This window comes from Pediococcus acidilactici, from assembly GCF_016127815.1.
In the GTDB taxonomy this organism is placed as follows: Bacteria; Bacillota; Bacilli; order Lactobacillales; family Lactobacillaceae; genus Pediococcus; species Pediococcus acidilactici.
Window position 1 is genome coordinate 1,187,937 of record NZ_CP066046.1, and the last position, 25,348, is coordinate 1,213,284.

General features: G+C 42.3%; 23 protein-coding genes and 1 tRNA gene. 7 read left to right on the forward strand and 17 right to left on the reverse strand.

Features of this window, described 5'->3' with window-relative positions; all coding sequences use genetic code 11:
- The first annotated feature begins 30 nt into the window (after positions 1–30).
- Positions 31–2,238: an ATP-dependent Clp protease ATP-binding subunit gene (locus I6H64_RS05990; protein WP_002829782.1), complete on the forward strand. Its 2,208-nt coding sequence runs from the start codon at positions 31–33 to the stop codon at positions 2,236–2,238.
- 223 nt (positions 2,239–2,461) lie between these two features.
- Here I6H64_RS05990 and I6H64_RS05995 read toward each other — a convergent pair whose 3' ends face one another.
- From I6H64_RS05995 to I6H64_RS06025, 7 genes are all read right to left on the reverse strand, one after another.
- The gene (locus I6H64_RS05995; protein ID WP_005917413.1) at positions 2,462–3,439 is read right to left on the reverse strand and encodes a GMP reductase; all 978 of its coding nucleotides are present in this window, start codon (positions 3,437–3,439) and stop codon (positions 2,462–2,464) included.
- 307 nt (positions 3,440–3,746) lie between these two features.
- Positions 3,747–3,820 (reverse strand) — tRNA-Arg (locus tag I6H64_RS06000).
- A gap of 237 nt (positions 3,821–4,057) precedes the next feature.
- On the reverse strand, positions 4,058–4,312 hold the full coding sequence (locus I6H64_RS06005; protein WP_002829785.1) for a helix-turn-helix domain-containing protein: 255 nt from the start codon (positions 4,310–4,312) through the stop codon (positions 4,058–4,060).
- Between the two features lie 283 nt (positions 4,313–4,595).
- The gene (locus I6H64_RS06010) at positions 4,596–4,832 is read right to left on the reverse strand and encodes a hypothetical protein (RefSeq protein ID WP_002829787.1); all 237 of its coding nucleotides are present in this window, start codon (positions 4,830–4,832) and stop codon (positions 4,596–4,598) included.
- 11 nt (positions 4,833–4,843) lie between these two features.
- Positions 4,844–5,875: an LCP family glycopolymer transferase gene (locus I6H64_RS06015; RefSeq protein ID WP_004166567.1), complete on the reverse strand. Its 1,032-nt coding sequence runs from the start codon at positions 5,873–5,875 to the stop codon at positions 4,844–4,846.
- 93 nt (positions 5,876–5,968) lie between these two features.
- A complete protein-coding gene (locus I6H64_RS06020) occupies positions 5,969–7,285 on the reverse strand; it encodes a DEAD/DEAH box helicase (protein ID WP_008842199.1) in 1,317 nt (438 codons plus the stop codon).
- 6 nt (positions 7,286–7,291) lie between these two features.
- Positions 7,292–8,299, reverse strand: coding sequence for a Gfo/Idh/MocA family protein (locus I6H64_RS06025; protein WP_008842198.1), 1,008 nt, complete (start codon positions 8,297–8,299; stop codon positions 7,292–7,294).
- 311 nt (positions 8,300–8,610) lie between these two features.
- On the opposite strand from I6H64_RS06025, the gene I6H64_RS06030 reads away from it, so the two are divergent.
- On the forward strand, positions 8,611–8,991 hold the full coding sequence (locus I6H64_RS06030) for a DUF4828 domain-containing protein (protein WP_002829792.1): 381 nt from the start codon (positions 8,611–8,613) through the stop codon (positions 8,989–8,991).
- Positions 8,992–9,031: 40 nt separating this feature from the next.
- Here the strand turns inward: I6H64_RS06030 and I6H64_RS06035 are convergent, their stop codons facing one another.
- A complete protein-coding gene (locus tag I6H64_RS06035) occupies positions 9,032–9,799 on the reverse strand; it encodes a GH25 family lysozyme (RefSeq protein WP_008842197.1) in 768 nt (255 codons plus the stop codon).
- A gap of 118 nt (positions 9,800–9,917) precedes the next feature.
- Here I6H64_RS06035 and I6H64_RS06040 point away from each other — a divergent pair, with 118 nt between their 5' ends.
- A complete protein-coding gene (locus I6H64_RS06040) occupies positions 9,918–11,240 on the forward strand; it encodes an APC family permease (RefSeq protein ID WP_002829794.1) in 1,323 nt (440 codons plus the stop codon).
- Between the two features lie 33 nt (positions 11,241–11,273).
- Complete coding sequence (locus I6H64_RS06045; protein ID WP_005917432.1) at positions 11,274–11,801, forward strand: VanZ family protein; 528 nt, start codon at positions 11,274–11,276, stop codon at positions 11,799–11,801.
- Between the two features lie 192 nt (positions 11,802–11,993).
- Here the strand turns inward: I6H64_RS06045 and I6H64_RS06050 are convergent, their stop codons facing one another.
- From I6H64_RS06050 to I6H64_RS06065, 4 genes are read right to left on the reverse strand one after another with little or no spacing between them, the layout of a single operon-like run.
- A complete protein-coding gene (locus tag I6H64_RS06050; RefSeq protein WP_008842196.1) occupies positions 11,994–13,919 on the reverse strand; it encodes a copper-translocating P-type ATPase in 1,926 nt (641 codons plus the stop codon).
- Positions 13,919–14,191, reverse strand: coding sequence for a cupredoxin domain-containing protein (locus I6H64_RS06055; protein ID WP_008842195.1), 273 nt, complete (start codon positions 14,189–14,191; stop codon positions 13,919–13,921). Before I6H64_RS06055 ends, I6H64_RS06050 begins: the two co-directional genes overlap by 1 nt.
- Before the next feature lie 18 nt (positions 14,192–14,209).
- Positions 14,210–14,584, reverse strand: a complete 375-nt coding sequence (locus I6H64_RS06060) for a cupredoxin domain-containing protein (protein WP_002829798.1) — start codon at positions 14,582–14,584, stop codon at positions 14,210–14,212.
- The gene (locus I6H64_RS06065; RefSeq protein WP_005917440.1) at positions 14,585–15,040 is read right to left on the reverse strand and encodes a CopY/TcrY family copper transport repressor; all 456 of its coding nucleotides are present in this window, start codon (positions 15,038–15,040) and stop codon (positions 14,585–14,587) included.
- 152 nt (positions 15,041–15,192) lie between these two features.
- On the opposite strand from I6H64_RS06065, the gene I6H64_RS06070 reads away from it, so the two are divergent.
- The 3 genes from I6H64_RS06070 to I6H64_RS06080 all read left to right on the forward strand — a co-directional run bounded on the left by I6H64_RS06070 (position 15,193) and on the right by I6H64_RS06080 (position 17,379).
- Entirely contained in the window at positions 15,193–16,086 is an 894-nt protein-coding gene (locus I6H64_RS06070) for a TgpA N-terminal domain-containing protein (RefSeq protein ID WP_008842194.1), read from the forward strand.
- Positions 16,086–16,931 carry a DNA/RNA non-specific endonuclease gene (locus I6H64_RS06075; RefSeq protein ID WP_008842193.1) on the forward strand — a complete coding sequence of 282 codons (846 nt, stop codon included), beginning with the start codon at positions 16,086–16,088 and terminating at the stop codon, positions 16,929–16,931. Before I6H64_RS06070 ends, I6H64_RS06075 begins: the two co-directional genes overlap by 1 nt.
- Before the next feature lie 241 nt (positions 16,932–17,172).
- Positions 17,173–17,379: a hypothetical protein gene (locus I6H64_RS06080; protein WP_008842192.1), complete on the forward strand. Its 207-nt coding sequence runs from the start codon at positions 17,173–17,175 to the stop codon at positions 17,377–17,379.
- Positions 17,380–17,822: 443 nt separating this feature from the next.
- On the opposite strand, the gene I6H64_RS06085 is transcribed toward I6H64_RS06080, so the two are convergent.
- From I6H64_RS06085 to alsE, 5 genes are all read right to left on the reverse strand, one after another.
- A complete protein-coding gene (locus I6H64_RS06085; protein WP_008842191.1) occupies positions 17,823–19,640 on the reverse strand; it encodes a UvrD-helicase domain-containing protein in 1,818 nt (605 codons plus the stop codon).
- Positions 19,637–21,649: an ATP-dependent nuclease gene (locus I6H64_RS06090; protein WP_056985234.1), complete on the reverse strand. Its 2,013-nt coding sequence runs from the start codon at positions 21,647–21,649 to the stop codon at positions 19,637–19,639. The genes I6H64_RS06085 and I6H64_RS06090 overlap by 4 nt, the downstream gene beginning before the upstream one ends.
- A gap of 293 nt (positions 21,650–21,942) precedes the next feature.
- A complete protein-coding gene (locus I6H64_RS06095) occupies positions 21,943–22,662 on the reverse strand; it encodes a transaldolase (RefSeq protein WP_004165293.1) in 720 nt (239 codons plus the stop codon).
- On the reverse strand, positions 22,659–24,638 hold the full coding sequence (gene tkt / locus I6H64_RS06100; RefSeq protein WP_198458921.1) for a transketolase: 1,980 nt from the start codon (positions 24,636–24,638) through the stop codon (positions 22,659–22,661). Before tkt ends, I6H64_RS06095 begins: the two co-directional genes overlap by 4 nt.
- 19 nt (positions 24,639–24,657) lie before the next feature.
- A complete protein-coding gene (gene alsE / locus I6H64_RS06105; RefSeq protein WP_008842282.1) occupies positions 24,658–25,347 on the reverse strand; it encodes a D-allulose 6-phosphate 3-epimerase in 690 nt (229 codons plus the stop codon).
- Position 25,348 lies beyond the last annotated feature (1 nt).

Here is a 25,348-nt window from a genome sequence, read left to right on the forward strand (position 1 = left end):
CATAACTTCATTATAGAAGGGAGACAGCACATGCTTTGTCAAAATTGTCATAAGAACGAAGCAACCATTCATCTATATACTAACGTGAATGGTCGAAGGACAGAGGTTAACCTTTGTCAAAATTGCTATCAACTTTTGAAGAACCAACAACTTAATAACAATAATGGAAATGGAGGTGCGCGTATGGCACAAGATCCATTTGGATTTGGTAACTTAGACGACATTTTCCGTGCAATGCAAGGTGGCAACGTAAGTCGTCCGGAAGATATGTACGGACAACAAGTTCCCCCTACTCAAGCAGGCCGCGGCGGTGGAAACAACCCTAACGGCGGTAACGGAAGCTCTCTTCTAGGCCAATACGGTTTAAACTTAACAGATTTAGCAAAACAAGGAAAGATCGACCCCGTGATCGGTCGTGATAAAGAAATTGAACGCGTTATTGAAATTTTGAATCGACGGACCAAGAACAACCCGGTTTTAATTGGTGAAGCCGGAGTTGGTAAAACTGCGGTAGTTGAAGGTCTGGCACAACGGATTGTGGAAGGCTCAGTACCACAAAAATTATTGAATAAGCAAATTATTCGTTTGGACGTCGTTTCATTAGTTCAAGGCACCGGAATTCGTGGTCAATTCGAACAACGGATGCAGGAATTAATGAAGGAAGTTCAAAATAATCCGGACTTAATCGTCTTCATTGATGAAATTCACGAAATTGTAGGTGCCGGAAATGCGGAAGGCGGCATGGACGCCGGAAACGTTTTGAAGCCTGCCCTTGCACGGGGTGACTTCCAACTGGTCGGAGCCACCACTTTGAAAGAGTTCCGGGACATTGAAAAGGATGCGGCGCTTGCTCGCCGGTTGCAACCCGTTCAAGTCGACGAACCTAGTGAAGAAGAAGCAATCAAGATTTTGAAAGGTATCCAAAAGAAGTACGAAGATTACCACCACGTTCACTACACTGACGACGCGATCGTGGCGGCGGTTAAGTTGTCTAAACGGTATATTCAAGACCGGTACTTGCCAGATAAGGCAATCGACCTTCTTGATGAAGCCGGCTCAAAGAAGAACTTAACCATCAACGTAGCGGATCCGGAAACCATTCAAAAGAAAATTGACGAAGCCGAAGCTGAAAAGAAGAAGGCTCTGGAATCGGAAGACTACGAAAAAGCAGCCTACTACCGTGACCAAGTTTCTAAGTTAGAAAAGAACAAGGATGGCGCAACTAATAAGGAAGATGAACCAACCATTACCGCAGAGGATATGGAAAAGATCATCGAATCAAAGACGGACATTCCGGTCGGCGACTTGCAAAAACAAGAGCAAGAACAGTTGCAAAACCTTGCTAGCAACTTAAAAGCGCATGTTATTGGTCAAGACGAAGCAGTTGATAAGATTTCTCGAGCAATTCGGCGAAACCGGATCGGACTTAACGGAACCGGACGGCCAATCGGTTCGTTCCTCTTCGTTGGTCCTACCGGAGTTGGTAAGACTGAATTGGCTAAACAATTAGCTGATCAACTCTTTGGTTCCAAAGATGCCATGATTCGTTTTGACATGAGTGAATATATGGAGCCACATTCAATATCTAAATTGATCGGTTCGCCTCCAGGGTACGTGGGCTACGAAGAAGCTGGCCAATTAACCGAACAAGTTCGGCGGCACCCTTACAGCTTGATTTTGCTTGATGAAGTAGAAAAAGCTCATCCAGACGTGATGCACATGTTCTTACAAATTCTTGACGACGGTCGTTTGACTGATTCACAAGGTCGGACGGTCAGCTTCAAGGATACGATCATCATCATGACTTCTAATGCTGGATCAGGCGACGTTGAAGCCGACGTTGGTTTCGGTGCGGCAATGCAAGGTAAGACCCATTCCGTACTCGACAAACTTGGCAACTACTTCAAGCCTGAATTCCTTAACCGGTTTGACGACATCGTTGAATTCCACGCGTTGACTAAGGATAACCTAATGCAAATCGTGGACTTGATGATTGCCGACGTTAACAAGATGCTAGCAACCCAAGGCTTGCACGTGAACGTTACCAAACCAGTGGAAGAACGCCTTGTCGAACTTGGATACGATCCTAAGATGGGTGCTCGGCCATTGCGGCGGGTCATCCAAGAGCAAATTGAAGATCGGATCGCGGACTTCTACCTCGATCACCCAAGTGAAAAACAATTAATTGCTCGCATCAAGGACGACAAGATTGAAGTTGCCCCTGACGACAAAAAATAATTTCTGATTAGTTTCTTTTAAAAATGGGACCAGGATTTCATTGCTGAAATTCTGGCCCCGTTTTTTTGTTCTGTTTGGTGGGCTTTTGAGTCGCTGCGTAGCCGAAACGTGCTCTGGAACCTAGCTTTTTCCGGTTAACCAAATTAAGGCGCCGATTGCCTAAACCGCAATCAACGCCTTAACTTCGTTAATCCTCAAAAGCTGCCCAGGTTTCAGAGCACTCTTATAATATATCCCCATTAAAAATCGAATTCTTCACAATTACGTAGTCGACCTTTCTAATCGATTCCAAATCGCGTCCTCCCGCATATGAAATCGCCGACTGCAAATCTTCTCGCATTGCCTTCAACGTATCCGCTAAATGTCCGCGTTGATGAATCCAAATCTTCTTTCCTTCGACGTTTTTCGCCTCTCCCTTTTGGTATTGAGAAGCACTACCGAAGTATTCCTTATAGGTGACACCATCTTCCACCTTGGTTTCCCCTGGTGATTCGATATGTCCTGCAAATAACGAACCAATCATCACCATGGTTGCCCCAAAGCGAATTGATTTTGCAATGTCCCCGTGGTTCCGGATTCCGCCATCGGCAATCAGTGGCTTACGAGCAACTTTTGCACACCAACGTAAAGCTGATAGCTGCCAGCCGCCGGTTCCAAAGCCAGTCTTTAACTTAGTAATGCAGACCTTTCCTGGTCCAATTCCAATTTTAGTTGCGTCCGCGCCGGCACTTTCTAGTTCACGAACCCCTTCAGGAGTCCCGACGTTTCCAGCAATCACGAAACTTTCTGGTAATTTTTCTTTAATGTAATGAATCATGTCAATTACAGTTTGCGCATGCCCGTGGGCCACGTCAATCGTAATGTAGTCAGGGACTAAATTCTTAGCAGCTAATTCGTCAATAAAGTCGTATTCGCCGTCTTTAACACCCACACTAATAGAAGAAATCAATCCTTTAGCCTTCATTTTTTTGACAAAAGCTAACCGAGTTTCTGGTTCAAAACGGTGCATGATGTAAAAATAGCCATCTGCCGCTAACTTTTCCGCAATTTCTTCGTTGATAATGGTCTGCATATTAGCCGGCACTACCGGTAGCTTAAACGTATGTTTTCCCAATTCAACTGTTGGATCACATTCACTACGGCTGCGAACAACACACTTAGCTGGAATTAGTTGAATGTCTTCATAATCAAATACTTTCATTCTGGTCCCCTCGAATTGATTAAATTAATGGCCAATCGCCACCAAGCAATAATATACACTAACTTTATCAACAAAACAAGTTTAAAAAGTTCGTTTTCTCACCTAATAAATCGTTAATATATTTCTTATCATCTAATGATAATGTCATTATGCGAATTATTCACCATTTCTCCCGTGATTCTAGTGTAATTGATCCGTAAACAAAAAAGCACCCAACTTTTAAATCGTTGGATGCTTCTTGAAAGGCATTTGGTTGGCACTTTCTTTCGAAATCCCTTTGTCCGCAATGCTTCAAGCCATATAACAATGTCCCCGGCGAGAATCGAACTCGCAACCTATCGCTTAGGAGGCGATTGCTCTATCCAGTTGAGCCACGGAGACCTAACAATTTAGTATTGCATGAATTTTAAATTCTGTAAAGTTGTCCTGTCAGATTAGTAGCGCCATTCCTAAAAGGCATCCCTTATTCAGTCCCTAGACAACTAAAAAAACCGTCCCCAGTAATTATTAGATTTTTGTCTAACAAATATGGACGGTTCGTGATTTCTGAAACCTCGTTCAGAACAATGCTCGAATTTGAAAATTTTTCAAGCTGGTGTAACCTAGTATTTCAAAAAATTATCTAGGAAGCTTTGCCTTTTCAATGTTTTTCTTATCCAAGTCTTCGTACTTAATCCCCGTTACACTTTCCATGCCTTCGCGTGTAACGATTAATTGCTTACCAAATTTCCGAATTGTGCCCGTTGGGAAGCGTTCTGGATACTTGTTGTAGATTGTTCGTACGTAATCCTTTTGCTTGCCCCACATTAGGCTTGCTTCACGACTTCCGATTAATTCATCTGTGTTAAGGTCAATTTTTAAATTTTTTGACATACTCATTCCTCTTTTCTCTGCATTCAAATTCGCAAAATATCTTGTTATCTAAATGGTAAATCTTGTTTACACTTATATTAGCAAAAAAACTGTCGTATGGCTTGTAATAGGCTCAAACTTAATCTTTTTTAAAATACTAGCTACTCCCCCCTATGTATCACAAGATAATAAACAAAAACGGGCATACTGTATTTTACCACAAAGAAAAAGATCAAGAACAATAAATATAATAAAAAACTCCAAACCGGCTCTTTTTACCCGATTTGGAGTTCCTAGAGGAGGCTTAAGCTTTTTTAGTTGCTTCACTCATCCGTACTACAACCCGACCATGTAAATCGTGCAATTCCTCTGAACGTGAATTAGCAACGCTGGCTGGGTCAATTTCGATTAAAATTGAGTTTTCATAGACTTTTCCAACGGTTCCTGCAAAACCAGTTGGTAGAAGATCAGTTTTCTTCACCGTAACTTCATCGCCTACATCAAATGGTTTCTTTTCGTCAACTTTTTCCTTATCCGCCATTATTATCTCCTTTAATTCCCTGCATTAATGTTTTCACTCTCTACCTGACTATTACTTACGTTAGCAGCTCCATTAGCTGATAACGCCGCAGTTCCGGTTTCGGCGTGCTTCAAGCCGAGGCCTTTTCTTATGAAATCAGTCACCCGTTGTAACTCGGTGTGGGAAACAATTTCCATCGATTGTCCATTGACCATTTGACCACTGCCTTGAGCATGGGTTTCTTCAATGTTCTTCGATGCGGCCCGGTAATTCTTTGCCAAGTCCACTAGGTTACCAAACGTAAAGTCGGTCTGGGTTTCGTTAGCAATCGAATCGATAAAATCTTTGTTAAGCAATGCTGAAACCGAACTGCTCTTGCCAAGGATAGCAGTTAACACTGCCCTTTGTCTAGTCTGACGCCCGTAATCGTTTTGCGGGTCGTCGTAACGCATCCGGGAGTAAGCCAGCGCCTTCTTCCCGTCCATGTGAGTCTTGACACCCTTTTTAAAGGTATAACCATCATACGTAAAGCTGAGCGTTGGAGTAATATCAACTCCACCAACTTCGTCAACGACCTTTTGCATGCCGCCCATGTTAACTAAGACGTAGTAATCAATCGGAATGTTGAAAACCGATTGTACCGCGCGAATCGCAGTTCCTGCCTTACCAAACGCGTAAGCAGCGTTAATTTTAGACGGCGACTTTTCTTCGTATCCTGGAATGGTAACCCCTAAATCCCGCGGGATGCTAGTAATCGTCGTTTTATTTGTCTTTGGATTAATCGTAACCACCATCATACTATCGGTCCGTCCCTTATACGAACGACCGAGTGCTCCGGTATCCGTTCCCATTAATAGGATCGAAATTGGCTTTTTATTAGCAACTAAATCGGCGGTATTCCGTTGTTTTTTAATACCTGCACTACTGTAGGTACTATCAACCGCATTTTTGACGTTCTGGTACTTGCGCACCCCATAGAATATTCCACCAAGCAAAATAACTGCTATAACAATTAAAATAGTATTGCGCACCGTGTGCGACGCTCTTCTACGTTCTCTACGCATAAAATTATACCCACCTTTCAACAGTGACTATATTACACTATTTCAGGCCCTTTTTAACTAAAAAATTGATAATTAAGCAAAACTAAATAATATTTAATTTGATTTCTTTGCGCGGGGCTTCCCCTTCCGTTTCAAATGCTTCTTCTTCCCTTTTTTCTTAGGCTTTGAGGAAGCAACGGAGCTCACCTTAGTTGCTGCTTTACGAGTTTTAACATCCCGCAAAGGATCTTTTTGTGGCGCTTCTTCGGTAACTGGCGCAGACACTTGTTTTTCGTCCGCCGCTTGTTCGGCAACTTGCCGAGCTTTAGTAGCGGTCATTATCTGGCGGTTAGCAATTGCCAATTTTTCTGCCGGTTGGTCCAGCTCTCGCAAGATCTTCTTTAAGTTTCGGATGTCGTGGTCATCGCCCAGGCTAATCACAAAGCCCGCCTGGCCCATGCGTCCGGTCCGTCCAACCCGATGAGTGTAGGTAGTGGCGTCCCGCGGAATGTCGTAGTTAATTACGGCCGGGAGGTTTTCAATGTCCAATCCCCGAGCCGCAACGTCGGTAACCATTAATAAGGAAAGTTCCTTCTTCTTAAACCGGCGCATTGCGGCAGCCCGATCAATTTGTACCTGGTGTCCCGCAATTTTGCCGACCTTAACGCCTTCGTGCTTCAAAAGGGCGGTAATTTTTTCCATCGTCGCTACGTGGTTAAAGAATACCAACCCTTGGAACTTCTTTACCCGACTTAATTGGCGTAAAATTTGTGGTTTGTTCTTCGGTGAAGCAGTTAGCCAACCGTGTTGCACCGCCCCCCGGGTCTGGTCTTCAGCCCGGACGTCAATTACTTGCGGCGTTACGCCAAACCAGGTTTGCAAATCATCTATTGCAAGGTCGTTAGTGGCTGAAAAGAAGCTCAATTGAACGTCACTCGGTAATTGATCTTCAATCTGACGAACGTCTTCGAGAGCTTCCCCCGTCAAAATTTCGTCAGCTTCGTCAATTACTAAACTCTGAATTTCCTTCACCTTGAGGCGGCGCTCATTAATTAAGGTAAGCACTCGTCCAGGGGTTCCCACGATAATCTCGGGTTTCTTCTTTTTTAACCGTTCAATCTGTCGTTGCACGTTCGCTCCGCCGGTGATTGAGGTAGTCTTCAAGTTAATTAAACTTGCCCACTCGCGAAAAACGTCCGTAGTTTGGATCGCCAATTCTTGGGAAGGCGCCAATACTAGCAATTGCGGACCGTTGCCTGGAATCACTTTTTCCAGTAATGGCAAAGCAAACGCTAAGGTTTTCCCAGAACCGGTTGGGGAAAGTCCTAAGACAGTTTCCCCCGCCCGGAGCGGTTCGGCAACCCGTTCTTGAATTAAGGTTGGTTGCTTAAAGCCCTTTTCTTGAAAATGTTGTTGAAATAAATCGTTCATGAAAGTTTAATCCTCTTCTTTTTCATTGGTAAAGTATATCTTACCATTTTGCCGAAGGTTATAGAGCAATTTATTGACGTTTCGACTCAAAGTTAGCCATTCTTGGTAATCCTTTTGGTTCTGCGGATCATCCGGATCGTTAATTACCCGCGCAAAGTCAGTTGCTTCAGCAATCATCGGATTTTCGTCTGGAGTGGTGCTGATCAATTCCTTGTCTCCGGACGCATTCAAATATTCAACCCGGTTTAATTCAGCCGCGTTGTCCATAATAATGGTATCTTTCAAACCGTAAATTTCTGAGCCAATTTCTGAATTGACGTTCTTTCCAACGTTTAGAACCACGTCGTATTCTGGGTAACGTAAAATTGCGACGCCCTTACCATCGGCGCCAGTGCGCAATTTTTGATTGAAGTAAGCCACTTCGTCTGGCATTCCAAACCAAACCATCGCGTCGTATGCAAGGTAAACTCCGAGGTCTTGCAGCGCGCCTCCGGCAAATTTCAACGAGAAGATGTTTGGTTCGTTGCCGGATAGATAACTATCAAACCGACTAGAATACTTCGCGTAAGTTAGCGTTGCACCCTGGATTTCGTCCATTTCGGCAATCTTTTGGGTGATTGCTTTGAAATTAGGTTCGTGAATATGCCGAGCTGCTTCGAATAGTTTAGCTTGCGGGTGCGCCTTTAAAATTTTGTCTAATGCCATCCATTCGGTAGGATTGGCAACGATGGGCTTTTCCACTACCGCTACCTTATCAGCTTCCAAAACTTGTTTAGCTTGAGCGAAGTGCAAGCTGTTAGGTGAGGCAATGTAAACAGCATCAACTTCGTCATCGTTAACCAAATCGGCAATTTGGTCGTAGAACTTAGTTGCCCCGTTCTTATCCCCAAACTCGTGTGCCTTTTCGAGAGTCCGTGAATAAACCGCTGTCAATTTCCATTCTTTGCTAGCATGGGCAGCATCCACATACTGCTGGGTAATCCAATTAGTTCCAATAATTCCAAATTTAATCATGCTGTTTTCCTCCTTTAAATTTCTAACTCTATTCTACCTTAATTGAGGTAAGTTATTCAGCGTAGAATTGCAAAAATGTTTTCTCGACTGGTAAATTCGTAAAGAATTTTTGGTTGCCACAGATATTTAACCACGGAAAAATCACCGCCCTTGATAAGCGCTTTCATTAATCGTTGCGGGGTGCAATATTACAAAACGATTTCGATTACTTCAATTTTTTAACAAGTGCTAAAAACTAAGCCGTTTTACTACTTCGCCTACCCAAATAATGTTATATTTAAGTGGACAATAAAGAGAAGGAGTATGGGCGTATGAACTGGCAAAAAACAGCACTTGGTGACCTTTTTTCATTAATTCGTTTCGATTCTAAAAAAACCGATAAAACTGAAGAAACCGTCAGTCCGTTTTTCTTTGCCGGGACCTGGTTATATCACGAGCCCAATACTAATCGAGAACACGAATTAAAAATTTTACCTAACTACGACGTTTACCTGGATGGAAAATTATTGAAAACGGTGGTCGAAGATTTGGATAGTTACCGAATCACCTTCATTGACCGTTTTGGCTACCACCTCGTGGTTAAAGCCAATGAATACCGCCCAATCAGCGTTTACGATGAAGCTAACAATGAAACTTACGCAATCGTTGATGCAGAAAAAGAGCCTGAAAATCGTCCCGAAAAAGAGGATTGATTTTCAGGCTCTTTTTCATTTACTGAAAGTTGCCCATCATCTAGTACTTCTGCCATTCCTGACGTCCGCCGTTAAAATATGAAACTGGCAATTCAATTTCCCGGCGGTCGGTCTTCAGCGTCCGCTGATCATCGTATTCCACAAATTCTACGTGCCGGTCGGCCTTTTGAACTTTCTCGGCTTCCAACCAAAACCGGCTTTGTTTAACGTATTTGGGATATAGTCGTTGCCGAATTTCCGGAGTAGTCTTGATTACGACCGGTTGTCCATAATAATTAGCTAACCGCCGGACTAAATCGGCTAAGATGGGGCCCTGCTTCTTCCAATCCACCTTCTCCGCCGTATCTTCACCGTAGTAGCTCACCCGGATTACCACCGGGAGCTGCCCGGTATTACTTTTCACTTTGCGACTAATATATTGAAGCTGCTTTACCGCACTTCTTTCAAAACTAAAGTTATGCACCACCCCGACCTTAAGGTTAGTTGCACGTAACCGGTCGTAGTTCGTGTTAAACGAATCATCAAAGTACGTGGCGCCTGTCGTCGCATTTAAATAGACAAATTTTACTTTTTGCTTAGCCAAATCTTGAAAATTGATGATCCCATCTGCTTGATCAATCACGCATCCGCGGATTGAATATGGTGAAAGGGTCTGCTGTTCTTGCTGTTGGACGTGCCAAAAGATTCCCCAGCCTCCCGCAATTAGTAACGCCAACGCGACTACGATGGAAAAAATCAATCGGCGTTGACGTTTAATGGCTGCCTTAGCAAACCGGGGACGCTGAGCCGCGCGCAGATTTTGTTTCATCGTGCCGCCTCCTCATTGTTGAATATTGTACACTTATCCCCTATAATATTCGAATTATCATTAAAAATATTTTCAGAAAACACGAACGTTTCTGGCAACGTTCGTTCAGGGGGTTTTTATGAATAATTCAAAACCAAAGCAGCTGCAAAAAAACATCGGTTTATTTGCAGCTTTTTCAACCGTAATGGGCACGGTAATCGGCGCGGGGGTCTTCTTTAAAGTAGCCAGCGTCACCGCCAGTACCCAATCCGCGGGGCTTAGTTTACTAGCTTGGCTAGCGGGAGGAATCTTGACCATTTGTGGCGGGTTAACCAGTGCCGAACTTGCCGCAGCCATCCCGGTGACCGGAGGCGCGATTAAGTATCTTGAAGCCAGTTACGGCAAACTGACCGGCTTTTTAATGGGCTGGGCACAAACCTTGATTTATTTTCCGGCTAACATCGCCGCCCTTTCGATCATCTTTAGTACCCAATTAATCAATTTATTGCACTTATCCAATGGGCTTTTGGTGCCCATCGCCATGCTTTGTGGCGCGTCGGTCACCGGAGTCAACCTGCTGGGCGCTAAGTACGGGGCGCGATTACAATCGGTCGCCCTCATTGCTAAGTTAATCCCGCTGATCGTGATCGTAATTTGGGGACTGGGTTCCAGTAGTCCGGTACACCTCAGCCTGCTACCAGCAAACAGTCACTTTTCCCAAACCTTAACCGGATTTAGCGGCGGCTTGCTAGCCACCCTATTTGCTTACGATGGTTGGTTAGGAATTGGAGCAATTGCCGGCGAAATGAAAAATCCCAAACGCGACTTACCTTTAGCAATTGGCTTGGGGCTCACCGGAATTATGGTGGTCTACTTAGTGATTAATTTCATCTTCTTGCGGACCCTGCCAATCCACGAACTTGCTGGCAACCTTAACGCCGCCTCCGTGGCAGCCACCCACCTGCTAGGTAATTTGGGCGGTAAACTAGTTACCATTGGAATTTTGATTTCCGTATACGGCGCACTGAATGGATACACAATGACTGGAATTCGGGTGCCTTACGCAATGGCTTTAGAAAATTCGCTGCCATTCAGTCGGGCTTTAAAACGGCTTTCCCGCACCAGCGTGCCGTACGTAGCCGGATTACTACAATTAGTAATCGCCCTTTTGATGATTAGTGTCGGTTCCTTTGACTTATTAACCGACATGTTAATTTTCGTAATGTGGATTTTTAACGTTTTAATCTTTTACGCGGTGATTAAATTGCGCCGCACCCAACCTGAATTAGAACGGCCATACCGGGTGCCGCTTTATCCGTTATTGCCAATTGTGGCGATCCTCGGCGGGACTTTCGTATTGGTCATGACCATCATCAACCAACCGGTTCTAGCAATTACCGGAATTATTATAACTTTGTTAGGAATCCCCGTATTTCTTGCGACCAATCGCGCTAATCGTTAAGATAAATGCATAACTAAATTAGGAGGCTAACTAATGTTTATTATCAAGTACATCCCCTTTCTTGGCCTCGCGTTAATCATTTTGATCGGCTGTTTGATTGCTTACGAGCGGCGCCCTTCGTTAGACCGGGCCGTAGTTTTCGGTAGTTTAGCCGTGTACTTAGTTTGTGTAGCGTGGCTCTTATTTACCCCGGGACAATACTTCTTTGACCCGTACGCGTATTACGCTCGCTATTTCTATTGGCATCACGCTAAAATTATCTACTACCCTTCGGCATTGCGCTCGATGGGTTCGTACATGAACATCGTAATGACGATTCCAGCCGGCGTTTATCTCGGAATTTTATTCCACCGGCACCTAAACTGGCTGACTGTCATTCTTTGCGCAGGCCTAGTCGGAATTTTCAACGAAGGTAACCAACTAATTTTGGACATGATCATTAACATCCAACGTACCGTGGACATTACCGACGTTCTCACTAACGCGGCTGGAGTGGTAATTGGCTACCTTGCCTTTTACTGCTTGGTTCGTCCGTGGTTGAAGAATACTAGCTTTGCCTAATTGCTCGATACCAAAAAGAGCGTGGAACAAAAGTTGGTAGTTTGCAAGCACTAAAAAAAAGAGCGTTATGCCTAAATTTGGCATAACGCTCTTTTTTTGGTTAAGCGAAATAAAATAACTTTTGGCGCACGTTCCGACTTTATTAAAGTCAAAACGCCAAAATAATTTTTAGTTTTTTCTCAGCTTCTTTTATTATGCCGTCGCCGACTTCGGCGCAATCTTCGCCCGGTTCAAGAGTACCGAACTCGTAACTACGGATAGTGAACTAAACGCCATTGCTAAGCCTGCTAATTCCGGACTAAGGATAATTCCAGCGAGGTAGAAAACACCGGCCGCCACTGGAATGCCCAAAACATTGTAAATGAACGCCCAGAAGAGGTTTAACTTAATCCGGTTAAAGGTCTTGCGGCTCAATTCCAATGCTTTTGCAACGTCGCGCAAATCGTTTTTCACTAGCACAATGCCACCGGATTCGATTGCAATGTCGGTTCCAGAACCCATTGCGATTCCTACATCTGCGGTACTCAATGCGGGAGCGTCATTGATACCATCCCCAACGAAGGCAACCTTACCGGCCTTTTGGAAATTCTTTACCCGTTCGGCCTTATCCCGTGGAAGGACTTCGGCAATTACCGTGTCGATTCCGACCTGTCGCGCAATCGCCTTCGCCACCACGTGGTTATCCCCGGTTAGCATGACCGGTTGTAACCCTTGGGCCTTTAATTCGGCAATGGCTGCCTTAGAAGTGGGCTTGGGTGCGTCTTGAATGGCAATTAAGCCGATCACCTGGTTATCTAGCGCCACCACGACCACCGTTTTCGCCGCTTTTTGTAAATCCATCATCGCATCTTGCCACTGCTCATCGATGGCAAGGTCGTCCAATAACTTTTCGTTCCCTACTAAGGCAGTTTTGCCGTTTAGCTGCGCTTTTACCCCTTTGCCTTCCACGGCCGTAAAGTTAGTGACCGTCGCCGGGGCGATGTCCGCTTTTTGCGCCGCCTTAGTGATTGCGGTTGCTAAGGGATGTTCGGAAGATTGTTCGAGGCTAGCTGCCACCCGTAAAACCTGGTCACGGTCGCCAACCACGTCGGTCACTTCTGGAGTTCCGTTAGTAACCGTGCCGGTCTTATCAAAGATGATGGTTTTAACTTCGTTGACCTTTTCCAGAACTTCACCGTTTTTGATTAAAATTCCCATCTTAGCACCCCGGCCAGTACCGACCATTAACGCCGTGGGGGTAGCCAAACCAAGGGCACATGGACACGCAATCACCACGACCGAAACCGCAAAGATTAACGCGTGTGCTAGCGTAGCCCCGAGGAAGACGTACCATACTAAGAAAGTCGCGATTGCCAAAATCAAGACCACCGGCACGAAAATATCGGAAACCCGGTCGGTCAAATTCTGGATTGGAGCATGGCTATTTTGGGCCTTTTTCACCAATTCAACAATTTGCGCCAACATGGTGTCGTTGCCAACTTTGCTAGCTTTAAAGACGAAGGTTCCGGTGTTATTAATCGTCGAGCCAATCACGTGATCGCCAGCCTTTTTAGTTACCGGCATGCTTTCCCCCGTCACCATTGATTCGTCAATCGTTGAGGAACCCGATTCAATCACTCCGTCAACGGCAATTTTTTCGCCTGGCCGTACCCGAATCTGGTCGCCCACGGTCACTTCGCTGAGCGGCACCTTGACGTACTTTCCGTCGCGGAGCACTTCGGCTTCCTTAGCTTGCAAATTAACCAGCTTTTCGACCGCTTCCGAAGCATTGTTCCGCATTTTTTCTTCAAAAAACTGGCCCAATAAGACGAAGGTGGTGACGAATGCTGCACTTTCAAAGAAGACCGCTTGGCCGGTAATCATCGCGTAAATACTGTAGAAGTACGCCGTCGCGGTCCCAATTGCCACCAGCGTATCCATGTTGGAATGGTGTTTTTTAAACGAAGCCCACGCACTTTGCGCAAATGGGCGCGCGGACAACGCCATTACCACGGTGGTTAAGGCTAACATCGTCCAGTGGCCACCGGGAAGCATGAATCCCCACGGTTTCAAGATCATTTCGACCAACATTGGCAACGAAAAAATTAACGAAATCCAAAAACGAGTTGTAATTTTCATTACTCAATCACCACTTTTCCGCTAAACATGTCCATTCCACAACTAAACGAGAATTCTCCCGCGTTGTCCGTATTGATGGTGACCGACTTGGTTTCGTCAAGCGGTAACTGTTCTGCAAATCCTAGTTGCGAAGAATGCACCACGTCCAAACAGCCTTGTGGACTGGTCCGCCGAAAGTTAATTTGTGCAGGGACCCCCTTTTGAAAATGCACTTCGGCCGGTTGATAACCACCGGCGACCGTAACGTTAACGACTTGCGTTTGCTCTTTCATTTAAATGACCTCCCTTAGCTATTTAACTTCGACTTTGCCATGGAACATATCCATTCCGCATGCCCACGGATATTCGCCAGCCTTGCTGGTATCGATTTTGATTGGCACGGTTTGGTTTTGTGGTAAGGCTTGGTTAATCCCAAAGTCCGCGAAAACCACCCGGTCCAAACAGCTTGACGGATCCTTCCGGGTAAAGTTTAGAACTGCCGGAACGCCCTTTTTCAAGACAATCTTTTCGGGAGAGTAACCTCCGTTAACCTCCACATCGACCGTCTGGGTATCGCCAGTAACTTCCGCCACTTCCGATTGGGCTTCGTGTTTACCGAAGAACCACCAAACGATAAAACCAATTAGCGCTAATCCTACTATTAAAACAATCAATCTCGTCATCATCTAATCCCCCTCTTTCATGGTGCAAGTTTCGTCACAATCCGTTTCTGGAAGACAATTGCATTCCACCTTTGCTGGCGCGGTGGTTGCTTTTTGTTGCAATAACTCCTGTAAATTGCTAATATCCTGCTTACTTAAGGTAGTCTGGGCAACTAAATTGGTGATTACCTGCCCCTTCTTCATGTTGCACATGTGGTCAAAGAGCTCGGTAGTCGTCGCCTCCATCGCCTGTTTTTCGGCAATGGTGGGATGGTAAATAAACTTCCGACCCAGCCGTTCGGTACGCAACGCGCCCTTGGCCACTAACCGGCGTAATAGCGTTTTGATGGTGGAAGCCGTCCACTTTTTTGATTGCTGCATCAAGTGGACAATTTCCGTGCTTTTCGCCTCACCGAGCGTCCAAACGATCCGCATAATTTCCCATTCGGCACCGCTAAGTTCCGTTGCGGTATTTTCCATCGTGGCATTCCTCCCTTTTACGTTTACATTTGTAACCTTCATGATTAGTATAAAAGGCAGGTTTACATTTGTCAACGTAAAAGCTCCTTTCTTCTCATGACCCGCTATAGTATTCTATTAAAGGGGAAAATTTAACAACTGGAGGAGCTTTTATGCCAAAGTACCTAAAATGGGGATTAATCATCCTCTTTTTTCCAATTTCATTGAGTTATTATGCCTACCGGTGGAGTAAAGACCACCTTTGGGCAAAAAGTAATTATCCGCGAGTCTTTTCGGGATTGACCGTCTGGGCAATTTGGCTGATGCTTTTAGTGATCGCCCAAAGTACATCCTTTGCCAATGCCGTATCATTACTAGGATTTGCTGGATTGATTTCGTTTGTAATTGCCCTAATTATTGATTTATTTCATAAGAAATCAGCCCGGCCCGCAATTGTTCCCGTAATCTTGAGTGCAGTTTTATTTGTGGGGGCAGCGCAGTTTATCCCGGATACGGAGTCTAGTTCATCCGCTGCTCAAGTAGAAAGCACCCACGTGGTCCATAAGGTGGCGCGCAGTGACCAAAAAGATTACCAAGCCGCTAAGGCAAAGCACGCCGCACTCGTTGCCCAACTAAAAAAGGTTAAGCACGAGAACGCAACCTTAGCTAGCGAGAAAGCGGAGGCCACCACCGCAATCGCCACTTCCAAAGCCAAGCGCGAAGAAGCTTCCTCACGCTCGGCCGCGGCAAGCAAAGCAGCCGCAGCCCGCGCCGAGAGTGAAAGTAAGGCAGCCGCGGCCTCATCTAAAAAGGCGGCCCAAGCACAACAAAAAGCGGCCGCTGCCCAACAAAGTCGCCAGGCCGCTCGGCAACAATCCGCAGCGCAAGCAAATGATGACGAAGGCGATACATACACCGGAACCGCCCAGGACATTATTGGTAACGTTAATTCCCACATTTACCACGTCCCTGGGCAAGCTGGTTACCACATGAATTCAGCTAACGCAGTTCACTTCCATTCCGAAGCGGAAGCCCAAGCTGCAGGTTATCGAAAGGCGTTGAGATAATGAAATTAAAGGCAAAATTACTATTAGTAGTCGTGCCATTTTTGATGGGGAGCGTGGTTTACCACCCTACTCCAACGGTTCAAGCAAAGACCGTGGTGAAGTACACCCACCCGCACCGCAAAGCCACCCGTAAACTTCAGAAGGAAAACCGGGAGCTGAAGCAAAAGATTGCAAAAGCACAGGCTAAAAATGACCGGCTCACCAAACAACTAAACCACAAGAAGAAACAACTTCATCAATCGGCGGCTGCCAAACAAACCGATACTGCTAACCTAGCCAAGCTAAATTATGCTGGGCAACAAGAAGTCATCGTTAACCACAATCAGCCGAAGTTTTCCAAGGCTGATCTAGCTATCGACAAAGGGGCTTGGCAACGTTACGGCAACCTTGACCACCTCAACCGGGTGACGGCTGCCAATGCCATGCTAAACCAATCCTTGATGCCCACCGCCAAACGCGAACCGTTAACCGTAAACCCCACCGGTTGGCACAATAAGCGGATTGCTTCGGGATGGTTATATAATCGCAGTCACTTAATTGGCTACCAATTAACCGGCCAAAACAATAACTTAAAAAACCTAATGACCGGAACCCGTTCATTGAATTCGCCAGAAATGCTCGCCCATGAAATGGACATCGCCTACTACCTAAAACAGGACCCTAAACACTACGTTCGTTACCGCGTCACCCCCATTTTCAACGGCGACGACTTATTAGCCCGCGGCGTCCAAATGGAAGCCCAATCCATCGACGACAACGACATCCATTTCAACGTCTTCATCTTCAACGTTCAAGACGGCGTGAAGTTGAATTACGCGGACGGGACTAGTTCGGTGGAGAAATAAGAAAAATCCAGATTGCTTAGGAAAGGTTGTTCCTGAGAATCTGGATTTTTTAAATATTCAATTTATCACAATAAGTAACAGCCCCTATTCAAACATAGCAGCCACACTCATTAAGGTGTGGCTGCTTTTTTGTAACAATCACAAATCAATCTCTATTTATTCCATTAAATTTATCAATAAATAACAAGGTAATGGTTATGCTTATCTGGAATAATATGTTATGTATATAGGGGGGAGAACAATGACTAGTCCAGAAAAGTTGAATCAGAAAGTAAAAATATTAAAACGTGATTGCGAATTTTTAAATATTGATGAAAAGAACATGCCTCGTGATGGCAGAGAAATCGACTTCAAAGATATTGAAAAAGTTCGTCCCAAAGTTAAAAGTATAACGAATAAATTAATGAATAATCACGCTGACTTGATGAACAAATTAGAACACCTATGATTGTTTTAAACGATCATAGCAAAATATTTTTATGCGCAAATATATCTCAGCGTCTGCTTACACCATCCCAAAAGTACATTCTTTTAAACGATAACAAGCGTACTACTATAATATTTACTCTTGCTTTTCTGAAATTAAATAGGTACGTGCTAGATTCCATAGCTGTTGAAAGTAAAAGATTATGTTGATTATAACAATCAATACCACAACCAAAAAGCACTTTCAACCCCTTGTAGAGTAATTAGAAACCACCATTCAAACGAAACTTGATAATAAAAAACGGTTACCTTTCAGTACTAGTTAATAGCAAACTTATAAAAAGTAAAAAATTCATATTTTTATTTTAAGCTAGATCCCTATAAACATTTAATTAAAAATAAACCACCCTGTTCAGATAATCATCACTATAAAATAGTTACATAATTACAACCTCGTGTTTTATTTTAATCACAAATAAATTCTGCATTGTCATCTAATAATTTATAAAGCTCTCTAATTTCATCATGTCTTCTCTTTACCTTGTCGATATTTCTTTTTTGACAGAACGTACATGCTAGAATTCTTTTTGCTCGTGATATAGCAACAAAAAAGGCCCTTATATCTTCATCTCGTTGTTTTTTAAAGTTCCAAAAACCTTGGTCTTCTAATCCTACAAAATAAACTGCTTCATACTCCAATCCTTTACTCTTATGAATTGTCATGATAGAAATTGTATTTTTTCCTTTGAAGTTATCAATTATATCCTGCCAGTTTGTAGCATTATCTTTGGTTTTTATAATTAGATCACAAAAATTTTCAAGCTGTCTATCAAGATAAGACTTATTTCTATATTCTGGAAAAGCTTCTTGTATACTTTCAGTCTTAAAATAACTCATAATTTCATTTTTTATTTTTTTGACTTGTTCTGAATCTAAAGCACCAGTAAGTTTTTTTTTGAAACTTTTTAAAAAAAGATTTAACGATTTTAAGCACTCTCCAAACTGCCGATCATTTTCACTTGTTGTAATTTGCTTGATTTTACACACTATATCAATGTATTCTTGCCATTCTTTCGATTCCAAAGTATTATCCGCTGCTGAAATAGTTTTTAATATTAAATCAACTACGGGCTCCTTGAGTAAACTTTGATATGGATCTTCAACTCTAATTTGAACATCCTTTTCTTCCAAGTAATTTTTTAAGCACTTTGTATATACGTCTGGTTTTTGTTTACACAAAATAACAATATCTTCAGGCCGTAATCCTTTCGATAATCTTTTTAATATATCATCACCTACTAATTGAGCCTCATTTTCTTCGCTCGTAGATTTGAATAATTTTATCTCCCCGTCTTCTTTTCCCCATTTTTCTGAAGTTCTAATATTTTCAATACCTTCTTCTAATAAAAAGCAAACTGATTCTTGCAATTTAACTAATGCGGGTGCTGAGCGATGATTCATTTTCAAAGACAACTCGTTAGCTGAAAAGTCCCTTTTAAAATCTTTAAATATTGTTTTAAGAGCGCCAGCCCAGCCCATAATCCTCTGCTTTGTATCACCTACGGCTGTTATAACCGTAGTAGTATCTTTAAAGCATTCGGTTATTAACTCGTATTGAAGTGCTGTTGTATCTTGAAACTCATCTAAAAAAACAAATGGGTATGCATTTTGTATTAAACGTTTAATATTAGGATTCGTTTGAAGTAGGAAAATAGCGAGCTGGTTGATCATTTTAAATGTTAAGTTCGGTTTTAAATTTTCTGTTCCTTTTAGAGAAAGTTGCCATACTCCATCGGGTTCTTCTTCTAAAGTTGGCTTTTTTATTTTGTCAAAAAAATTATTTATTGTTGTTCTTGAATATTTATATACTGGTTTTTCTATATTTTTATAAATTGTTTCCTTTATTTCTGAATCTTCTATTGTATATCCTTTTGGCGGTCGCCATTTTAGTGGAATTGCCATTATAAATTGATCTACTAATCTTTTAGAAAAACTATCAAAAGTTATGGAATCTAGCCGTATATTATTTTTCTTTTCAGTACGCTCTTTCACTCGCTCTTTTAAATTACTTGCTGCATCTCTTTTGAAGCTTATTGCTAAGATTCTATATGGGTTTTGACATTTTCCAGTTTCAAGTAGGTAACTTGCTCTTTGTGCTAACATTTCAGTTTTTCCGGCGCCAGGACCAGCTAATATAAGAGTATTTTCTTCTGAAAATACAGCCTTTTTAGCATTTTTTTCTAATTTTATTCCATTTCGAGGGTTCCACACTTCTTTTATCATTTTTCATTTTCACCTTCTAGTAAGTATTCTGCTTTAACAAGTAACCGTTCTATTACTTTTGGCATGTTAGTATTTAAAGTTTCATCATCAATACTTGATAGTGCCAATATATGTGTAGAAGGTTTTCCTCTTCCTAAAAAGAAGTAATTGTACCAAATCATTAATTCACGTTCCTCTTGATTATATGATTCACCAGTACCACCATCTTTTTTTAATGTTTCTGCTACTGCGTCCTCTATCTTTTTCACAAAATCTTCTTCTAAAGATTTTGTATTCTTTTTAGGAACCTTAACATTTTTACCTTGTTTGTTTTTATATCTAGGTCCCTCATCATCATTAAGTAATCCTTTATAAAAGCCCCCATAAGCTTTTAGCATCATGAAGTCAATATCTAGTGGTGCAGAAAAGAAAATGTTTTTATTTTCTAGAGCATCTATTGCTTCCTTTAAATCTTTTTCACTACTTACAACTTTTTGGCCTTCAAATACTGATAATTTTTCATTTAGCTCTTCATCATTTTCTTTTAACTTCTTTAATTCTTTAATGACGTACTTAATACGTTGCCAATCGCCACCTTTTCTTTCTTTATCCAAGTCTAAAAGCGTTATATATGGTATTCCTAACTGATTTAGCAATCGCCATAAATGATTAACAAATCTACCCCCAAGCGGGACAACAGAGATTCCAGCTTCATCTAAATTTTTATTTTTAGCCTCAAAAAATCGAGGCAAAATGATTTCTTCACTATCTCCTTCACCTAAAACCACAAGTTGTGCAAAATATAGCTCTGGATATGTCTGGACTGCTCTTTTAATATATTTATATGCTTCGTCTTCTTTGTTTGGCAACGATAACTTATGAACTTCTGTATATTTTTCTCTAGATTTTATTCTAAAATGACGAATTTTTAGTGGGTCTACTCGTTTTACAATTGCCGGTGAATGAGATGTGAGCAGTACTTGAGCATTTTTTAATTTAGCAATTTCGAGCAACCTGTTCATTAGTTTTCCTAATAGATGTGGTGAAATGTGATTTTCGGGTTCCTCAATTGCAACCATCGTTAACAATGGAGGAGTATCGTTTATAATCGGATCATTTTCTGCTTCTAAATCAATAAGTTCATTTTCAATTTCAAGAGCCGTTTTCACGGTTGATATATAAAATAAAGAACGTGATCCATCTCCCATTTCATCAATTTGATAATTATGTTCTACGTTCGAAGAATTAAAAACAATTTGCGTCTGTTTACTCATCGCTACTAGATCAGTCGGTGAAATTTCTAATTTTGCTCCGCCATATCTTTCATCAGGACAAAACTCGTCCCAAATTTTACGTACTTTATCATTAATTAATGCCATACCACGTTCACTTAGGAAATCATTATTTAGCCTTTTGTTTTCGTTATTAATTTTTTCTTTTGTCTGCTCTGCCCACACTACATTTTTTATTAAACTTGATAATAAGCTATGAGAACTATCTTTTAGTATACGTGTTGGATTTCTGACTGCAGGCACATAAATCATTCTTAAACTATTAAGTTGCAAACGTGAAGCAATGGTTGAATTATTTTCTCTATCAACATAGTAAGTATTATAGTCAACTGTCCCGCTTGCACCACCTTCAGATGTCCAACTAGCTTCAAGTCGAATATGAAGATACGGTTCATCTTCTGGGCTATTAATTGTCATATTTTTCAAAAAAATAGCCGCTGCACGTCCATCATTTTCAAGTTTTTCTGTACTAATCCCAAAAATAACATCTATACTTAAATCCCGATTTGTTGTCTGCTCGTTTTCTTCTTGGGGTGACACAAAGAAGTCAGTTGCTTCAATAATTCTATCTTTTGGATTAGTTGAAAAAATTTTATTTAGTGCTTGTAAAGTAGTTGTTTTTCCGGTTCCATTATTTCCGATAAAAGTATTAAAGTCGTCAATGTTAATTTCTGTTTTTTTACCAAATGATCGAAAGCCTTCTATAATCACTTTTTTTAAATAAATTGGTTTTTCCATCGTAAATCTCCTAAATCAGTATTTATTTTGATAATGTAAGTTTATCACCAATTCACCTTATCGTAACTGAATTAAAAACTAAACAATGCATACTAAATAATAAAATCTTCATAAAATCACACAACATTACGTCTAGCTAAAAAGGTTTAGTTCACAAAGTGAACTAAACCTTTTTAAATACTTCTAGGAAAATTTAAGTTGTTAGAACGTACTAAAACTATTTGCTTATTTAAACAAATCGGGATGTGTACAATTTCGTTATCAAACTCATATTAATAAAAATCATCCGCTAGTTATAAAATCGACAATCCTGATTCCTCAATATCCCGTTGGAAACCTTTAACCGTATCCACTGAAATTTCTAAAGCTGCTTTACCCGTTTTACTTAACTTCGTAATTAAAGCTGGTGGCACCGTAATAATATCCACCCCCATTTGTTGTGCTTCAAATACGTTGTACACTTCTCGCGTACTTGCCCATAACAAGGATGCTTCTGGGTGAGACTTCGTAATTTCTACACTGCTTTCAATCAAATGATGCGGATCAATTCCAGCGTCAGCTACCCGTCCCACAAAAATGGAAATTAAGTTGTGGGTGCCTGGTGCTAAATTACGCTCGGCAACTTCAACCTGTTCTACCGTGGTGATTGCCGTAATGTTTAAGTTAATATGCGCTGCCGATAGCTCTTTAATCACGTCCGCAGTGGATTCTCCGGTTGTAGTAATAATCGGTACTTTTACATACACTCGGGGACCTAAATCATGTAAGATTTGAGCTTCCCGCAACATTTCTTGCGGTTCGTTACTAAAAACTTCGAAAGAAAACTCCTGCTCTGGAAATTCTGCCACCGCTTGGCGGGCAAAAGCTAAATAATCAGTCACTCCCGCTTGTTTTAATAGCGAGGGGTTCGTAGTAAAACCCTTAACGAACGCCTGCTGACTAGCAGCTCGCATTTTCTCAATTTCCGCGCCGTCTTCATAAACCTTAATAGTTAAATCATTTACATCCATCATTTCACTTCCGCCTCTGCTAATTTTGCTTTAAATCGTTCCACAATGTTATCTACCGTGAAGCCTGCTTGTTGAACTACTTTCGTGCCGTTCCCGCTTGCCCCAAAGTGATCAATTCCGATTACCGCGCTCGCCACTGTGGCTAAACCATTGCGACTGCCCATTTCAAGTCCTAGCTTTACCTTCACGTTTGGTGGAAGAACTTGAGCTTGATAATCCGGACTTTGAGCTTGGAAAAGCTCGACGCTCGGCATGGAAACTACTGCCACGTTCAATTTTTCTTGGGCGAGTTTTTGTTGTGCCTGTAGAGCTAAGGCGACTTCTGAACCCGTTGCAACCAAGATTCCGTCCGGATTGGCGGTGGCAGCTGGCGAAAGTGTATAGCCGCCGAAGGCCACTTTATCAGCCTGCGTTTGCACTAATAATGGCACTTTTTGGCGGGTCAACACTAGTACCGTTGGCTGATCAGTAATTTGGCCAATCTTTTGCCAAGCGCCCAGTACTTCGTGCGCATCGGCTGGGCGAATCACCGTCACGTTAGGAATGGATCGTAATCCGGCTAGCTGTTCAATCGGCTCATGAGTTGGTCCGTCTTCGCCGACCGCAATCGAGTCGTGCGTGAAAATGTATACTGCTGGAATCTGCTGGATCGCCGCTAAGCGAATCGCTGCTTTGAGATAATCACTAAAGACAAAGAACGTGCTCCCAAACGCCCGGGTGTTGCCATGTAAGTTAATCCCGTTAACCGCAGTTGCCATACCAAATTCGCGCACTCCGAAATAAACGTTGCGTTGTTCGGGATGCAACGCATCAAACGCCTTCGAATCATCAAGGCGAGTATTATTTGAAGAATACAAATCTGCTGAGCCGCCCCATAATTGCACGTTCTGGTCGGCAACCTGTTGCATAATTTTAGAATTGCTCGTTCGAGTTGCCATGGGCTCCTGCCATGCCGGGTCATCTAAATTAAGCTTGGTCGTATCTAAGCGCGCATCTTGAAATTGGCGGTAAACTTCTGGAAACTCTGTTTGATATTCTTGGAACATCGTTTGCCAGGCTTGGTAGGCCGTTTGCTTTTTAGCTACCTGTTCTTGATAATGTTGGTAAATTTCTGGGGCAATCTCAAACGGCGCCGCTTGCCAATGATAAAATTGGCGCATCGCTGCCAAATTAGCCTTTCCTAAGGCATTTCCATGTACCTTATTCGTCCCGCTTTCCGGGGTACCATATCCGATTATCGTTTTAACTTCAATCAAGGTTGGTCGGTCGCTAGTTTGGGCTTGCTGTAACGCTTGTTGCAACCCAGCCAGATCATTGCCGTCGGTAACTTTTTGGTAATTCCAGTTAGCAGCTTTAAAACGCTGTGCGACGTTTTCGTTGGCACTTAAACTCAAAGGTCCATCAAGCGAAACGTCATTAGAATCGTACAAAACAATTAATTTATTGAGCTGTTTTTGGCCTGCAATGTTAATAGCTTCCTGACTAACCCCTTCCATTAGATCCCCATCACCAACTAAAGCATACGTGAAGTGGTTGAAAACTGGGTAACCTGGGCGATTAGCCAACGCTGCTAAGTGGCGTTCTGCCATTGCCATCCCGACTGCCATCCCTAAGCCTTGGCCTAACGGGCCGGTGGTGGCATCTACACCGGCCGTCATCCCATATTCCGGATGTCCTGGAGTTCTAGAACCGAGCTGCCGGAACTTTTTCAATTCAGTTAGCGGTAAATCAAAGCCATTCAAATGCAATAAACTATAAAGCATTGCCGATCCATGGCCCGCGCTTAGAATAAAGCGATCCCGATTAATCCATTTTGGATCTTGTGGGTTAAATTGTAAGAACTTCTCCCATAATGTATACGCCATGGGTGCCGCATCAATCGGCAAACCTGGGTGTCCGCTTTGCGCCTTTTCAATCATGTCTGCGCTTAGAAAACGAATTGCGTTAACCGCATCAATATCTTTTTTAGTAAATCTCATTCTCCAATCTCCCGTCTAATCATAATAAAGACTTGTTAGTTGTTTCTTCATAATCTTTAACCATTTGATCCCAAGCCTCTTCGATATTAGAACTCAAGCCAAACAGTCCACTGCGTCCCACAATATAGATATCCGGTCCTGCTTCATCAATAACTTTAAAATGTTCCCGGTTTGATGAACCATCCATTTCGATTAAGTATTGGTACCCGTATTCTTCTCTTAATTTCTTTAACGTTTTTATTTTTTCCAAAGTCGAAACTAAAAATCGTTGTCCTGCAAACCCTGGATCTACTGTCATGATGGTGACTTTATCCAGTAAATCAATGTATGGCTCAATGACTGTTATTGGTGTTTCTGGATTTAGAACTACCCCTGCTTTTAAACCAGCACTGTGAATTTGATCAATTAATCGAAAAGCTAGACCATCTAAGGTTTCTACATGCATACATATATAATCACTTTTGATACCGATCAGTTGTTTAACCCAAAAAGACGGATTAGTTACCATTAAATGAGCCGATAAAGGTAATTTACTAATTTTCCGTACCTCTTCCATAAACCATGGTGATAACGTAATGTTAGGTACATAATGTCCGTCCATAATATCAATATGATAAGAATCAACTTTAGTGTTCAAAAACGTAATCTGTTCTTTAAATTTATCTAAGTCCATCGTCATTAATGATGGTGAAAATCTAGCTTTTTTCATT